We start from the raw sequence: 16,121 nt of genomic DNA on the forward strand, positions 1-16,121 counted from the left end.
AAATTTGTACATGCTTAAACAAGTGAAAATGTACATGATCATCTTGACATTTACACTCTCATTAACAACACATACATAGTCCTCCATACGTTCTACTCATTTGCATGAAAAAGCGTTGAGAAGCAATATTCATTTTTAGGGATCACGTAACATCACCATCAAGCCAAGAAAAGTAACTATCCGCAGAATAAGAATTCTGTGCATTTTGCTCTTGTTTATTATTTTAGATTCACTAGTCCTTTTATCTTGATAAACATAGAGCGCGGCCCCCCCACTATCACTTTTTTATCTTGTAAATATATCTTGCATACTATAAAATTTAATAGTATTTTTATTTTTCAGAAAAATAAAACAATAATATAGAATTTATTGTATAATGTTGTAAAAAAGATGTCGGAGGGATTTAATGTTAAATAAAATATCTCAATTCACAATTAAGCTTTCATCAATTCTTTTATCACTCTTACTATTATTAAATTTACCTTATTTATTTATCACTCAACAAGGGTTTACCTTTCAACCAATTTATTTTTTTAATCAGATCGTTACCATGTTAAAACAGGTCTTCTCCCCTGAATCATTAGTGATTATAGGATCAGACCCGAAGTTTGGCCATTTCAAAAAAACACCATTATTTCCAACTGTTTTAGAACCTTACCTATATTCATTTACTATATTATTTTTAGCCTTTTTTCTTGCTCTCTTTCTATCATCTAGCATGGCATTTTTTTATTTTTTAGCAAAAGATTATATAAAAAAATGGATAAACCGAATTGTGTTCATATTAGAAGCTGTCCCTGATATGATGATGATAATTTGTTTGCAAATATTTTTCATATGGGTACTTCAGAAATTCGGGGAATCTCCTGTCACTATTATTTCTTTTAATGAAAATCGAGCTTATTTACTCCCTATTTTATCATTAGCTGTCTTACCTACATTACAAATGTTTCGGATGATGGTGTTATACATAAAAGAAGAAGAAGGAAAACATTACGTAGAGGTTGCATATGGAAAAGGCCTTTCATCAAGTTATATACTATGCATTCATTTATTCAAAAATATATCTATCCATTTCTTCCATCATTTAAAAACGATTTTCGTTTTCTTACTTTCTAACTTATTCATTTTAGAATTTGTTTTTAATATGGAAGGCATTATTCAATTTTTATTTAAAAAGGCGTTTGTTTCACCTCCAGCTGCATTTATCATACTTGTCATGATTATTTTACCATTTTATGCTACTTTCCAAATAATCTCTTTTATGATGAATAGATGGAAAAAGCAATTGAAAGGAGTATCATTATGAAATCTATTTGGAAATCAAAACGCTTTTTAATCGGCTTTACTTATCTATTCATACTTGTTTCAGCTAGTTTTATTTATAGTTGGTTCTTTAAAGATAACATCCCAAAACCTCCTCAGTTACTTTACAATGACAATAACGAATTACTTGGAAAGGCCCCCTTTCCACCATCGTTAATGCCGCCTTTTGGATCTGATCGTTTTGGAGAGTCTGTTTTCTTACAAATTGTAGAAGGAGCAAAATTCACCATTTTATTAGCCGTGGCAATTAGCTTCTTTCGAATTTTATTCGGAACATGTATAGGAATCCTCTTAAGTTTATATGCTCCAAAATTCAAGAAATTTTTCCAATCATGCTCAGAAGTTTTTTATTATATTCCAACTTTATTTATCGCATTTATACTCATCACGCCCGTTAATATTGTAATCGTATCAAATGCTGATAGATTAGACCCAAATATTTCATTTGCGTTTTATCAAGTACTCGTACTTATTTTCGTGGCTCTGCCTACACTTTCTTTATATATATCCTCAGAAGTCGATGAATTTATGAAACAAGATTACATTTTAAGTTCACAATTACTGGGTGCTAGCCGTTTTCATATTATCAAAAAACACTTACGAGTCTTATTACTTGATCGCTTATTTGTGGTATTTATGGAACATATCGTCCAAGCACTCATACTCGTTATCCATTTGGCGTTGCTTGACATTGTAATTGGCGGGATACAAATGCGTGAACTCTATGACGGAGTGCTCAAACCTGTTTCTCTATCTAATGATTGGGCAGGCCTTATTGGATTAAATCGTTATGAAATGAATCTTTCATGGTGGATTATTTTTTATACTCTCGTTTCATTCTTTATTACGATTCTATTTATTAAGCTTATGACAATCGGGATTCAAGATGCACTGAAAGCAAGAGATTCGCAAGTTGTAGCAATTCAAACCGTTCCAAATCATAAAAAATTTGTTAAACATAAAGATTCTTTTTCGTTTGCAAATAAAGTGAACCTTTAATCATTTTTCATTAATCAAATATTAATTGGCATTGATATTAGTAGAATATAAAGAAGATGATCCCTATTAAATACAGGGATCATCTTTTTATGCCGTCTAACTTTTTTACATGTCCTTCGCTAGACTCATGCTTTTTATATTTAAAGTGAATTATTTGCAATCGCAACTATGCTGTTTAAAATCAATTACCATACGCCCTTGAATTCTACCTTGTTCCATTTCTTCGAATACATTTTGTACTTTATCTAGAGAACAGGTTTGAACAACCGGCACTACTTTTCCTTCTGCCCCGAACATAAACGCCTCTTCTAAGTCCTTACGAGTACCAACTAGAGAACCAACTACTTCAATTCCATCTAGTACAAGTCGCGGAATGTTTAAATCCATAGTTTCTACTGGTAGCCCTACTGCAACTACTTTACCGCAAGCACGTACTGCATCAACTGCTGAGTTAAAGGCTACTTTAGAGACTGCTGTTACTACAGCAGCATAAGCGCCACCAAGCTCCTCTTGAACAATTTTATCAGCAGGACCTTGAGAAATTGGATTGATAATCATATCAGCACCAACTTCTTTTGCTAAGGCTAATTTGTCGTCATTAATGTCTACTGCGATTACCTTTGCACCAAATACATTTTTGGCATATTGGATAGCTAAGTTACCTAATCCACCGCAGCCATAGATTACAATAGGTTGACCAGGTTTAATATCTGATACTTTAATAGCTTTATATGTAGTTACACCAGCACATGTAATTGATGATGCTTGAGCAGGATCTAATCCTTCTGGTACTTTTACCGCATAATCAGCTGTAACGATACATTGTTCAGCCATACCACCATCTACTGAATAACCTGCGTTTTTAACTTCACGGCAAAATGTTTCTCTACCAGTTACGCAATATTCACAACGTCCACAAGATTGGAACATCCATGCGATACTTACACGGTCACCTATCTTTAGTGAAGTAACATCATCAGCTATTTTCGTAACAATACCTACACCCTCATGACCAAGAATACGGCCATCAGTGTTACCAAAATCATGATTCGCAACGTGTAAATCAGTGTGGCAAACTCCACAATACTCTACATCTACTAACGCTTCACCTGAGCGTAACGGACGTAATTCTTTTTCAATCACTTCGATGTTTGCTTTGCTGTTTTTATTAACCACTACTGCTTTCATATGTGATCTCCCCTTTAGTGTTTTAGCGTTTTAATGAGTTTATCTCACAACTACTTTCCCCACTACTTTGGCTAGTTACCGTACCAAATTTAAGTGTTCAATCATCATTACATGTTCATCATAACATGATACTTCATAAACAAATTGTGAAATTATGAACAATATTTGAATTATTACATAAATCGGTTTTTATTTTAGATTTTAAAAAATGAGAGTTTATCACTGCTTATAAGTAAGTCATACATTTCTAAAAGAAAATAAATTAACAAACTTCTCATCGATAAAAAAGCTCTTCACTCAACATTTTCTACATTTAAACACTTAGTTTCACAGTAATAGCCTTTGCCGCCAACATAAACTTTTTCTATTTTATTCTTGCTATTGGTTGCTAATTTAACTAATATTTCGGAAGGCGAGTGTAAAGAATAACCTTGTTCAAATACATAGACTTCTTTTTGCAAATAGTGCTGTTCATAAAGGTAGCAAGCTAATGCACCGTTTGAAGTTCCAGTCGCTGCTTCTTCATTAATGTCGTATAGTGGAGCAAAATTTCTGCATATAATTCGATTGTCATTAAAAGTATATAGATGCATCCCGACAACATTATAATACTTGCTGATTTCTTTAATTTTTTCAAAATTAGGTTGCAGTGCATGTAATTGTGTTTCGCTTTTTATAGGAATTAAAATATCTTTTAAGCCCGTGGAGACAATTTGAATTGGGTATTTATTGTCTATATCTTTAATGTCAAAACAGTCGATGAACTCGTTTGGAGATACAACATCATAGAATATCGGTTTATTTTGTTCCATGAATATGATGTCATCTTTTATGGTAATAGTAAGAACACCACTGTTCGTTTCAATCGTATAGCGATTCCTGAAAAGTTTATTTAAATGCATCAGTATCGCGAAAGAGCCAATTGTGGCATGACCACATAAATCAACTTCTTCTTTTGGTGTAAAATACTCAAATTTATAATCAGCAATTTCAGATTCTGATATAAATGCGGTTTCCGCATAACCCAATTGTTTGGCTATTGTCATTTTTTGAGTAGTGGTCAATGTATTTGTATTCTCAATAAATACCACTCCTGCTTTATTTCCGCCTTTATGATCCTTGCTAAATGCACTTGCAACATAAACGGATATTTTCATAAGACACCTTCCTCACTTATAGTATAGAAAGCACTACATATAAATAACATTGGATAAATTATCCATAAAATAAGAGACAAACTATTTTTAGCATTTGAACTCTCCAAAAATAATTGGTCTACAGTCTGAAAGCTCTTCATTTGAAGAGCTTTTTTATATTCGCTTCATCGAAATCGTTTCACGTATACTTTGTAAATTTTTTAGAGTTTCCTCTTGTCGCTGCAGCGACACCCCTACATACAAAGTATCTAATAAACTTAACTGTGCTAATCGTGATGAACTTGCTTCTGTGCGGAATTCAGTCTCACGTGTTGATGTATATAACGTTATATCAGCAAGTTGACTTAATGCTGATTTCTTATAGCTCGTAATCGCAATAATTTTGGCCCCTCTTGCTTTCGCTACTTCTAACGCTTCAAGTAATCCTTTATTGCTACCAGAATGAGAAATGCCAATAACAACTGAATTTCCCGAGAGTAAACCTGCTCCCATAATTTGAAAATGTGAATCAGTATGAGCGATACAAGAAACACCCGTTCTCATAAACTTATGATACGCATCCATCGCAATAATACCAGAGCCACCATTTCCATAAAACTCAATTCGACTTGCTTCTTGCAAGGCTCGTACAGCCTGCTCAAGTGCTGTTTCATTTAGCAAATGTAAAGTATCTTGCAGTCCTGTAATATGCGAATGAAAAACTTTTTTAGCAACAGTTACCATACTATCTTCTGCTGATACCTCTTCATGAATATTTTGCATCGGTGTATGTACAATTTCACGAGCTAATGTAATCTTTAAATCTTGAAAACCTTGCAAACCAAGGTGTTTACATAAGCGGAATATCGTAGCTTCGGAACTATTCGTAACTTCAGCTAATTCTGTAATAGATTTATGTACAACATCTTGTGGATGTTTCAAAATATGTTCGGCAATACTTCGCAATTTCGGTGATAAACCATTTAACGAAGCCTGAATCTTTCCAATCCCACTTCTTGTACCAGGCATAGCATATCCTCCTCTTCCATCGTAGCTTTATCCTGTAAAAACCGATTAGTTTAACTAATAATCAGTGGGGATGATCCCCCACTGATTAGAGTTTCACTTTATTGTACCTAATTATTGAAAGAAGAAAAACCTATATTAGGGATTACTATAAATTTTAATCGCTCCTATGTATTCTGTCATACGATATAACAGAATTATTCATACTTATGAATAATTCTCCCCATGTTTCACTGCGTATAATGCGGCTTGCGTACGATCATCCACTTCCAATTTAGCTAAAACATTTGAAACGTGTGTTTTCACAGTTTGTTCTGTAATATGAAGTTCTGCTGCAATCTCCTTATTGCTTCTTCCTTTCGCAATTTCGCGAAGTACCTCTTGCTCTCTTTTCGTTAACATTGAAAAAGGATTTTCCATTTCCTTCTTTACTGCAGAACGCCCCATTAATGCAGGTGTTACTTTCGGGTGAAAATTCGCATTTCCTTGATGTACTGCAATAATAGAAGCCACAAGTTGCTCAGGTTGTACTTCTTTTAATTGATAACCATCTGCTCCAGCTTCAAGTGCTGGTATAACATAATCTTGCTCTGAAAAACTACTTAATATAAGTACCTTTATCGTCTCATCGTATTGCTTTAGACGTTTTGTTGCCTCAATTCCATCCATTTTCGGCATCGATACATCCATTAGTACGACATCCGGTCTTTCTTTTTGCACGAAATGTAATGCCTCTTCGCCATTTTCCGCTTCCCCAATAATTTCAAATTCTTCTCTCGTTTTCAAAAAGAATACAAGTCCTCTTCGAACAATATGATGATCCTCAACTAGTAGCAATTTAATCTTCAATCTTATTCTCCCCTTCAAATCGGCAATTGAATTTCTATTTTTGTTCCCTTTCTCAGCTCTGTTATAATTTGAAACGATCCCTTCATTAACTGAATACGTTCCTTCATACTTTTCAGGCCAAGTGCTGACTCCCTTACTTGCTCTTGTATAAATCCTATTCCATTATCTTCTATGTAAAAATGTAACTGGTTATTTTCTATTTTCAAAAGAACATGTACCTTTTCACACGAAGCATGCTTTTTACAATTATGTAGCGCCTCTTGGCTAATACGCCATAAAACTTCTTCTATTTCATCCCCAATTGAAACCATCCCATCAATTCGAACTTCCACTTGAACTCCTAATAACTTCCCGTAATTTTGAATTGCTTCTGCTAACCCTTTCTCTAATCCTTCAGGTCTTAATTGCCAAATTAATAGAGTCATCTCTTGTAATGCTTCTTGTGATAATTCCCCAATATAACTTAACATCTCTTGCAATTCTCTATCTTGCGTCATATTCAGAGTACCTTTCGCTGTTAGCATAATAGAAAATAGCAATTGTTTTACTGAATCATGTAAATCACGTGCAAGTCGATTTCTTTCCGCTACCACTACATATTTACGTTCTTTCTCAACTAATTGAATACGTTGTATTGTCGTTCCAATTTGAAATGCAATTGATTCTAATAACGCTAACTCTTCCTCTGAAAAATGAGTCTTATGAGGTGCAGCCACATTTAGTAGACCAAATTTTTCTGATCCAGACCTAAGTGGAATTGTCGCATGATGTGTAACATCTTCTGTCTCTCCCCAATTACATTCAATTGCATCTTCTATTCGCTTACATTCAATAATATTAGTCGCTTTTTCCAATCTCCCATTCACAAAACGTTCTACACACCAACAGTCCCCTTCACACATCGGCTTCTTCTCTTGCCACGTAAGAGCTGGTGGTAAATTTTCGTCTACAAGCATACGGTGCTTTCCACTTTCATCAATAAAGAAGATCCACCCTGTTTGTAAATTCATAACTTGTAACAATGTATGCAATACTTTTTCTAACATATCCTGTAAGTTTGTTGCTTCATTTAATAATTCAGCAATTTCTTTTAATGCTTCTAAACGATGCATCTCTTTTTCTTCAAAGTTCATTCTCATCACCAACTACAATTATAACATTAAGAAATTTCTAAATTCTATAAATAAAAAAAGAACCGAATCCCTTCAGCCCTTTCTTTATATCAATCATTTTATTATTGTTATTCTATCCAATGTTGGAAGCAAAATTTTTGTTAACAAACGATCCTACTTTAGCTGTCCGATAAAGATTGTCCACCATGGATATGCTGTAAACTTTCAGTAGTAACAACCATATTCGCTGCTGGCATTTGCACTTGATTCTTATGAAACATAGACATTAATTCAAATCTTACTTGTCTAGAAGTTTCAAAATAATCTTCTGGCTTTATTAAACCTGTAATACAAAATTCATAGCCAACATATTTCAGGTTAGGATTTAAGTCTGTAACACCGACGTATTTAAATGGTTCAACAGCGTCATCCTCTACTCTATAAAGAGTTTGATCCAATTTTTCATTGCATATAACACATACTTCTTCTAACAATTCCTTCACTCTTGTTGGATCTTCCTGATAACTTACCGTGATGCGTTCAATTACACGCATCCATCCTTTATTAAAATTTTGTATCGTTCTAATCTCTCCGTGCGGGATGGTAAGTAGTTTTCCTGACCATTCACGTATTTGCATAAAACGAATACTAATCTCTTCAATAGTTCCTGAATTTGTTCCGTTAAAAGTTACAAAATCACCAACTCGAAACTCTTTGTCCGCTAATCTTGCAAAGCCTAATATAACATCTTTTAGCATCTGTTGTGCTGCAAAACCGATGACAACTCCAGCTATCCCTGCACCTGCAATAATACTTTTTATATCTACAAATTGGCTAATTAAATATATGATAAGACTGATGATAATGATATATCTAAAAATAGATCGAATTACACTTTGAATCGTCTGCTCTACCTCTTCATCAAAAAAGCTGGATTTCCTAAAAAACCAATCAATAATACGATTTATTACAAATGAAATGATGATTAAAACTAAAGCAAATAGTAAAAATCTTAAAAGTAAAAACTCCCTTACATAATTAAAAAATTCTTCAGTATACGTTAATAAGCTCATTCATCCACTTCCTTAACTAATAAAAATTCTATACAAAGCTGCTATATTTTTAAAATTCATTAGACATTCTTCTATAAATATACCCTTTTTCATAACCTAAAGGGAGCTAGCAATTGAATTTTTTTATGACTTTACTTTAAGACTACACTACCCACCCTAATAAAAGGAAAACATTTACATAATATCGAATAGTTCATTTGAAAATATTATTACTCACGGAGGTTACAAGCAATGGGATATATTGAAGAACTAAGAGAAGTTGTTGGATCAAGACCGCTTAATTTAGCAGGCGTTGCGGTAGCTGTTTTCAATGAACAAGGACAAATACTACTACAACAAAGGCGAAATGGCATGTGGGGCGTTCCAGGAGGTTTTGTGGAACTTGGTGAATCTATAGAAGAAGCTGGAAGACGAGAAGTACTTGAAGAAACAGGAATTGAAATTGGTACACTTCAGCTAGCAACTGTATTTTCAGGTAAAGAATTTTTTATGAAATTACCGAACGGAGATGAATTTTACCCTATAACAATCGCTTACCTTTGCAAAGATATTACAGGTGGCTTGCTAAAAGCTGATGGAGTCGAATCATTACATGTACAATTTTTTAATTTAAATGAGCTACCACAAAATATTAGCCCATTCATAAAAAAATTAGTTGAGCAAAATATCGTCTCAGTTTAAACGCAAAAAAGAGACCTTTTTAAAGGCCTCTTTTTCATTTCACTTCTGCATGTAAACAAGATTTAAAATGTCCAAGTGCAAATTCATGCCCTTGCGCATTAAAAGATGCAACTGCCTTTTCATAAACAACAATTTTAAATCCTTTATTATAAGCGTCTACTGCTGTGTGAAGAACACAAATATCAGTACAAACACCTACAAGATGAACTTCTTCTATTCCTCTTTCTCTTAACTTCATTTCTAAGTCGGTTCCTGCAAATGCACTATATCGTGTTTTATCCATGTAATATACATTTTCAGCATTTTTATATGTTTCGTATACATCTTGTAATTCCCCAAACAAATCTCTTCCACTTGTACCAGCTATATTATGGGGTGGGAATAATTTTGATTCTGGATGATATACATCATTTTTTTCATGTTTATCAATCGCAAAGACAACGTAATCTCCATTTTCAATATATTGCGTCGTTATATGTACAATTTCCTTCTCAATTTCTTGGCCTGGTTTTCCGCAAGTTAAAGCACCTTTTTCCGCTACAAAATCATATGTATAATCAATATTAATAAGAGCTCGTTTCATAACTACTATCTCTCCTTCTTCTGTTTCACAGTAAACAATAGAAAATTTGTTATTACGACATCGTATGTACTATTCGACATTTCAAATGAAATACCTACATTTTTCTTGTAAAACTTACCTTAATTCGAGTTTATCATAAAGTGAAACTTTAATCATTCGAGAGTTTGTTCATCTCCAATGATTATTAGTTAAACCAATCGGACAGTTGATCTCCAACCTAATCTCCTCACATATACCCCGAGTTTTAAGGCGAGGTCTTACTGCCCATTAATGCGGGATATAATAGATACACAATGGTAAAACAAATAGTTCCTATTACCAAGTCATGAATTTGATAATTAAGCGTAATTTGAATCAACTCTTGTATCGTAAACCAAATTACTGCCATCATTAAACTAATTAAAATGATCCGAATACACCGATTCACATATTCAACCTCTTTCTCTGTCATAGTTGTAACAAGTGATTTCTTCCTATTTAATCGTATTAGAAAACGAAACAAGTTAGTCACTCTTGCACACTCTATTCCAAACAAAAAAAGCACATTACTTTTTGAGTAATGTACTTTTTATTCATATTAAGACGCTGGTTTTGTTTCAAACGTCGCTTGATTAAAACTAATAACTTTTCCTTTCGGATCATTATTTTCATACTGAACTGCAGTAATTGTATGACTACCTGTTTCTAGCGTCTTTTCTTTTAATTGTACTGTTGTCTGCGTTGTACTAGTTACTTGATGTCTATCTGTATACATTTGATCTACAAATATGAATGTTTCTTTATCACTTTGAAAATTAGAAAGTTCTAATTCAACTTGCTGAATTAAAGTATCCTTTTTGATGAATACAGTCGGTATATTTCCATTTTCAGAAGTACCATCTGGAGTAATAACTTTTACTTTCCCTTCTCCAATTGACATTGCACCTTCAGGAAATACAACCATATTTTCATCACTTGCATTTACAACTTGTTCTTCCTGTTTTGATTGCGCGTCCTCTTTTTCCTGTGGAGCACCGCAACCTACTAATAACAATACAGACAATCCAGTGATTATGAATTTTTTCAAAATCCATCCCCCCTGTCATTTGATTATAATTTATTATACAAAAATAACTTTTAAATTTTAAGACAACATTTAAAACTTTTATGAACATATAGAAGCTTGCTCACGATTAATGTATCATACTTTCCTTAATAGAACATTAATTTTTTTTATGAAATAAATAGTAATTCCTTCTTATTTATCATTTTAGCCCAACAAATCGATATAATACCCGCTCAAAAATAAAAAGACATTGATATGTCCAATGTCTTTTCTATGTAGCACTTTAAAAAACAAATGTTGTGATTTCTTCTACTTCTTTTCTTGGAAGCTTTTTTGGCTTATCTTTCGGAAATCCGAGTGAAATAACCATATTTATTTGTTTTTCAGGCTCAATTTGTAAATATTGGCGCAGTTCATCTTGAGCTAACAATACTGGCCCTGTCATTGGACAAGTACCAAGTCCCTTTGCATGTGCAGCTAACATTAAGTTTTGTGCAGCTAAACAGCTACTCTTAATCCCTTCTTCTTCCCAGACTGAATCTGGAACAAAAGCAATTGGATCAAATATCTTTTCACGAAACTTTGATTCATATGGTGTTGCCAAACATACGATTAATACTGGTGCCTCAGAGAAAGCTGTCGCATATGGTCCGAAAGAACGTGTAAGTAATTTCCCTGCTTTCTCTTCTCCATTTTCTGCTGCTTTTGTCGCAAGTTTATGTAATGCACCCCATGTCATTTGTTCAATTTCTTTAATCTTCTCTCGATTCATAATAACCAAGAATTCCCACGTTTGTGAATTCGTATCACTCGGTGCGTAACGAGCACAATCAATTATTTCTTTTATATCATTAATAGATACTTCTTGATCTGTAAACTTTCTAACACTTCGTCTTCCGTGAATTACTTCTTTAAAATCTTCATAATTCATATATTAAATCCCCTTTTTACAGCGTTTTCAAAACTTGTCCTACGCTTGAATTATATCATGAAAAAAAGCCGGAAGAATACCAGCTTTTTTCTTCATGATTAATTTGTCACTTTAAACAAACGAATACTCTCTTCATATGCAACTTGTAATTTTTTCGTAATTGGTCCTCTTTCACCAGCTCCAAACTGTTCATCACCAATTTGAACGACTGGGAATATTTCAAGTGGCGTCGCTGTAAAGAAGCACTCATCAGCTTCATATACTTCTTGTAATGAAAACTCTCGTTCTTCTACTTCGATATGTAACTCTTTCGCTAATGTAATCGCGTAGTGACGTGTAATACCATGTAAAATTAAATGATCCGCTGGATGTGTAATTAACTTATTATTTTTCACGATAAAGAAATTGGAATGACACCCTTCAGTCACAATGCCATCCCGTACTAATATTGCTTCTTGATACCCTTGTTCATTTATTTTATTTTTGATCATAATATTAGGAAGCAAATTTAAAGATTTTATATGGCAAAACTTCCACCTAATGTCCTCTTCTACTGTTACCTTAATCCCTGCCTCCATTGAAGCCACTGGTCTTGGGAACGAAACAAGATTTGCAAAATATGTCGGTTGTATATCTGATTCATATACATGATTGCGTGGTTGTGCACCTCTTGATATTTGTAAATATACATTCCCATCTTCTTGAAATTGATTTTTTTCAATCATTTGATGTAACTCTTCCACTAATTCTTCCTTCGTAAATGGTGGAATTAGTTTTATTTCTGCCATAGAGTTAAAGAATCGTTCCAAATGTAAATCTAATAAATGAGGCTTTCCATCGTATAGTCTAAATACTTCATAAATACCATCACCAAATTGGAAACCACGCTCTTCTAATGCGACCATCGGCTGTTCTTCCTTCGTATTAATCATTCTTCCATTAAACAAGATCCAATCTTTGTGAGTAGCTTTCATTCTTCCCCACTCCTTTATCACATGATTGATTTTATTGTACAACTTATGTCACCCTGAAAGAAGGAATTTTCTGTATTTTCACAAACAAAAAATACATCACTTCGTAAAAGTGATGTATTTAATCATTTATTTAAGGAAATATTTTTCAATGTCATCTAACATAAGGTTCGCAGCTTTAATACCGCCTGCTGTATTCCAGATTACCTCATCTACTTGGAATACTTTATTATTTTTAGAAGCCTGAAGTTGCTTAAAGAGTGGATCTTCTGTCCATTCCTTTGCTAACGAATTTCCTTCATTATTCTTATCTGCATCTTTATCAGACGTGAAATAGAATAAGTAGTCTCCGTCCATATTTAGAATTTGCTCTTTTGTAATTCCTTTTATCGCAAAATCATCTTTATCTTGTAATGGTGGTCGTTTAAATCCAATATCATTTAAAACAACTCCCGAGAATGAGTTTTTTTGATAAATACGAACATCACCTGGCACGAAACGAATAATAGAAACTTTAGAATTCAATTTATCGCCTAACTTCTCTTTCATTCCTTCAATACGTTTTTTATAATCATCAAGAGCTTTTTGCCCTTCTTTTTCTTTATTTACAGCTTTTGTATAAAGCGTAAAGTTTTCTTTCCAATCACCGCGTAATGTTTCTGCATAAACAGTTGGTGCGATTTCTTTTAGCTGATCATATATTTTTTCGTGACGCATTTTATTTCCGATAATTAAATCTGGCTTAAGCTTCATTACTGCTTCTAAATTAATATCACGTTCAGTTCCTACAACTTCCGTATTTTTCAACTCTTTCGCTACATGAGGATACCATTCATCACCAGCACGTGGTTTCGTAGTCCCCACTGGCGTTACACCCACAGCTAGGAGAGCCTCTGCACCTTCATTTGTTAAAACAACAACTTTTTTAGGTGTACCATTTACTGTCGTTTCGCCCATTGCATGCTTTACTGTATATGAATCTTTTGCTTTCACTGATATATCATTTTCTTTTTTCTCTTCTTTACTACATCCTGCAATTACAACCATGAGTATCATAATGCAGAACATAATTAGTTTTTTAGTATGTATCATATGTCCTCCCTAGATGAAATCGATTATCATTAACAATTAAAGATTAATGTATACTACATACATTGTCAATGTATATCAGAAAACTTTTTTAATATATACCATTTCGATTCTATCCGCTTTTCTAATGTTTCTTTTCAAAACATTGTGTATAAGTATAAAAATTTATGTTGTTATTACAATGCGTATCTGAGTTATACATAACAAAGATACGCATCCATATTGTATTATCGTTTTAATTCCTAATATTGAGTATATTTAATATAAGATGGATCATTATATACCCACTGATTTCCACCAAGGTTTAACCAACTATTTTCATTTATATATACTAAATAAGATTCTGGAGGATTTAATTGACGGATAACTGCAGATGTAGTTGATGGACCACTTCTTAAATTTACATTCATCCCTTGTATATATGCAACCCCAATCGGACTTCCATCACTATTGCTTGTCTTTACAAAATTAATGTAAGAAGGATCATTATACACCCATTGTCCATTCCCCAAATCTAACCATCCGTTACTTTCCTGATATACAACGTAAGATTCTGGAGAATTTAATTGACGAATAACTGAGGAAGAAGTTGATGGACCATTTCTTAAATTTACATTTTTCCCAAGGATATAAGCGATTCCCTTCGTTTGAGGTGTCGGTTGTGGGTTAGGTGGTTGTGGATTTGGAGCTACTCCAAAAATAGCTGCTATTCCATTTGCATACGCTTGACTTAGATCTTCAATAAATTGTGGATTTTTTAATAAATTTGCATCAAACGTTGTATCAATAAAGGCAGTCTCTGTTAAAATTGCATCCATTGCGGTTTCTCTTAATACCGCATAATTTTCTTTTTTTGCTCCTCGATCACGAAGACCGTATTTTGTTAATACAGGATTTACTGCTGTATGCATCTTTTGTTGCTTTGCATATGCAGTGCTGCTGTTGGATAACGCATTATAAATATAGCTTTCAAAACCTGTACCCCCGCCGCTATTAATATGAAATGAAATAAAATAATCCGCACCAAAAGCATTAGCAATATTAGCACGTTCCGATAAAGAAATAAACACGTCACTATCACGTGTCATTTTAATTGTAATTGGGTAATTTACCGTTAAAATGTCTCGAACGCGTCTAGCAATTTGAAGTGTTAAGTTTTTTTCTACTAAGCCATTACCAACAGCACCAGAATCATATCCACCGTGCCCTGCGTCTATAACAAGTTTCATTTTACTACCCCGCCTCTTTCTTGTAATATGTTAGCATTGCTACTCGTCCTATTTTATGTGAAATGTACAAGTTCTGTTACAATCGCAAATTAAAAAACCGCCTTATGTAAGGCGGTTTCTATCATCTTGCTTTAACCAATTTAAAATAAATATATACGATTGATAGTGAATATAACGTATGCAAAATAAAATAAATAAAAGTGCTATTCCAACACCACTATAAAGTAAACCAAACTTTAAAAAAACATTCACAAGTGGTGGAAAGTTCATTATATTTTGTAATGTACTAAGCATACAAAATATAATGAAAAAGACAGGGACGTATTGTAATTCATACGGCTTTCTTTTCTTAATCATTCTTTTTCGAATGATTATATGACATAGTTCTGCTACTATAAAGCACCCTCCAATTAAGACAAGACCAGCAGTCATCGTCATACATCCACCTGCCTTATATTTATTGTATTACATAAATAATCATCGTTATATTTTCTTCACATACGCTTCATCTTCTGAAGTAAAGCCAAAACTCTCTATGAAAGACTTCGCCTTTTCTGTTAATCCCTCTTGTAGCACTTTTATTTCTTTCACATTTCTTTGTTTCATCATTTCTTCAAATGTAAAATACGTATTTGTACCATAACCGTAACCTTGGTAATCAAAATGAATAATTAGCTGTGATAAAACAGCTCGTTCCTCTTGAACACTATAATCTATTACACCAATATATGTATCATCAACTTTCACACAGTACTGTACCTTTTTCTCACCTAAACTATGCGATTTAAACATTTCTTTAACAACGCTTTCATTTTCTACAGAAACTTTCTCAAACGTAATCATATGTTGTCCATCCTTTTACTATTATTGTATCAATAATACT

18 protein-coding genes are annotated in these 16,121 nt (G+C 33.3%); 3 read left to right on the plus strand and 15 right to left on the minus strand.

Annotation, left to right across the window (positions count from 1 at the left end; translation table 11 throughout):
- Nucleotides 1-406: 406 nt before the first annotated feature.
- Together ACODS7_RS01990 and ACODS7_RS01995 are read left to right on the plus strand one after the other, a co-directional pair.
- Nucleotides 407-1,309, plus strand: coding sequence for an ABC transporter permease subunit (locus ACODS7_RS01990; RefSeq protein WP_243168119.1), 903 nt, complete (start codon nt 407-409; stop codon nt 1,307-1,309).
- Entirely contained in the window at nt 1,306-2,325 is a 1,020-nt protein-coding gene (locus ACODS7_RS01995; RefSeq protein WP_141542566.1) for an ABC transporter permease, read from the plus strand. The genes ACODS7_RS01990 and ACODS7_RS01995 overlap by 4 nt, the downstream gene beginning before the upstream one ends.
- Before the next feature lie 150 nt (nt 2,326-2,475).
- Here the strand turns inward: ACODS7_RS01995 and adhP are convergent, their stop codons facing one another.
- The 6 genes from adhP to ACODS7_RS02025 form a co-directional block, all read right to left on the minus strand.
- Complete coding sequence (gene adhP / locus ACODS7_RS02000) at nt 2,476-3,513, minus strand: alcohol dehydrogenase AdhP (protein ID WP_226605757.1); 1,038 nt, start codon at nt 3,511-3,513, stop codon at nt 2,476-2,478.
- Nucleotides 3,514-3,806: 293 nt separating this feature from the next.
- Complete coding sequence (locus tag ACODS7_RS02005) at nt 3,807-4,670, minus strand: PhzF family phenazine biosynthesis protein (protein WP_029442223.1); 864 nt, start codon at nt 4,668-4,670, stop codon at nt 3,807-3,809.
- Nucleotides 4,671-4,823: 153 nt separating this feature from the next.
- Nucleotides 4,824-5,678 (minus strand): MurR/RpiR family transcriptional regulator, encoded by an 855-nt coding sequence (locus ACODS7_RS02010; RefSeq protein ID WP_029442222.1) that lies wholly within the window; start codon nt 5,676-5,678, stop codon nt 4,824-4,826.
- A gap of 204 nt (nt 5,679-5,882) precedes the next feature.
- Nucleotides 5,883-6,524 carry a two-component system response regulator CasR gene (casR, locus tag ACODS7_RS02015; protein ID WP_029442221.1) on the minus strand — a complete coding sequence of 214 codons (642 nt, stop codon included), beginning with the start codon at nt 6,522-6,524 and terminating at the stop codon, nt 5,883-5,885.
- Nucleotides 6,525-6,538: 14 nt separating this feature from the next.
- Nucleotides 6,539-7,657, minus strand: coding sequence for a two-component system sensor histidine kinase CasK (casK, locus tag ACODS7_RS02020; protein ID WP_029442220.1), 1,119 nt, complete (start codon nt 7,655-7,657; stop codon nt 6,539-6,541).
- Between the two features lie 158 nt (nt 7,658-7,815).
- The gene (locus ACODS7_RS02025; RefSeq protein WP_016081774.1) at nt 7,816-8,709 is read right to left on the minus strand and encodes a mechanosensitive ion channel family protein; all 894 of its coding nucleotides are present in this window, start codon (nt 8,707-8,709) and stop codon (nt 7,816-7,818) included.
- Between the two features lie 231 nt (nt 8,710-8,940).
- On the opposite strand from ACODS7_RS02025, the gene ACODS7_RS02030 reads away from it, so the two are divergent.
- A complete protein-coding gene (locus ACODS7_RS02030) occupies nt 8,941-9,390 on the plus strand; it encodes an NUDIX hydrolase (protein ID WP_243168120.1) in 450 nt (149 codons plus the stop codon).
- A gap of 34 nt (nt 9,391-9,424) precedes the next feature.
- Here ACODS7_RS02030 and ACODS7_RS02035 read toward each other — a convergent pair whose 3' ends face one another.
- The 9 genes from ACODS7_RS02035 to ACODS7_RS02075 all read right to left on the minus strand — a co-directional run bounded on the left by ACODS7_RS02035 (nt 9,425) and on the right by ACODS7_RS02075 (nt 16,081).
- The gene (locus ACODS7_RS02035) at nt 9,425-9,973 is read right to left on the minus strand and encodes a cysteine hydrolase family protein (RefSeq protein WP_000816771.1); all 549 of its coding nucleotides are present in this window, start codon (nt 9,971-9,973) and stop codon (nt 9,425-9,427) included.
- A 244-nt stretch (nt 9,974-10,217) separates the two neighbouring features.
- Nucleotides 10,218-10,484, minus strand: a complete 267-nt coding sequence (locus ACODS7_RS02040; RefSeq protein WP_179863553.1) for a hypothetical protein — start codon at nt 10,482-10,484, stop codon at nt 10,218-10,220.
- A gap of 66 nt (nt 10,485-10,550) precedes the next feature.
- A complete protein-coding gene (locus ACODS7_RS02045) occupies nt 10,551-11,039 on the minus strand; it encodes a putative periplasmic lipoprotein (protein WP_000713495.1) in 489 nt (162 codons plus the stop codon).
- A gap of 262 nt (nt 11,040-11,301) precedes the next feature.
- Entirely contained in the window at nt 11,302-11,949 is a 648-nt protein-coding gene (locus ACODS7_RS02050; protein ID WP_016081776.1) for a nitroreductase family protein, read from the minus strand.
- 98 nt (nt 11,950-12,047) lie between these two features.
- The gene (dat, locus tag ACODS7_RS02055; protein ID WP_243168121.1) at nt 12,048-12,923 is read right to left on the minus strand and encodes a D-amino-acid transaminase; all 876 of its coding nucleotides are present in this window, start codon (nt 12,921-12,923) and stop codon (nt 12,048-12,050) included.
- Nucleotides 12,924-13,049: 126 nt separating this feature from the next.
- Nucleotides 13,050-14,012: an ABC transporter substrate-binding protein gene (locus ACODS7_RS02060; RefSeq protein ID WP_029442217.1), complete on the minus strand. Its 963-nt coding sequence runs from the start codon at nt 14,010-14,012 to the stop codon at nt 13,050-13,052.
- Between the two features lie 239 nt (nt 14,013-14,251).
- Nucleotides 14,252-15,238, minus strand: coding sequence for an N-acetylmuramoyl-L-alanine amidase (locus tag ACODS7_RS02065; RefSeq protein WP_029442216.1), 987 nt, complete (start codon nt 15,236-15,238; stop codon nt 14,252-14,254).
- A gap of 102 nt (nt 15,239-15,340) precedes the next feature.
- Entirely contained in the window at nt 15,341-15,670 is a 330-nt protein-coding gene (locus tag ACODS7_RS02070) for a hypothetical protein (protein ID WP_029442215.1), read from the minus strand.
- A gap of 51 nt (nt 15,671-15,721) precedes the next feature.
- A complete protein-coding gene (locus ACODS7_RS02075; RefSeq protein ID WP_016081781.1) occupies nt 15,722-16,081 on the minus strand; it encodes a GNAT family N-acetyltransferase in 360 nt (119 codons plus the stop codon).
- Nucleotides 16,082-16,121 lie beyond the last annotated feature (40 nt).

It is taken from the genome of Bacillus sp. FG16 (assembly GCF_057809515.1).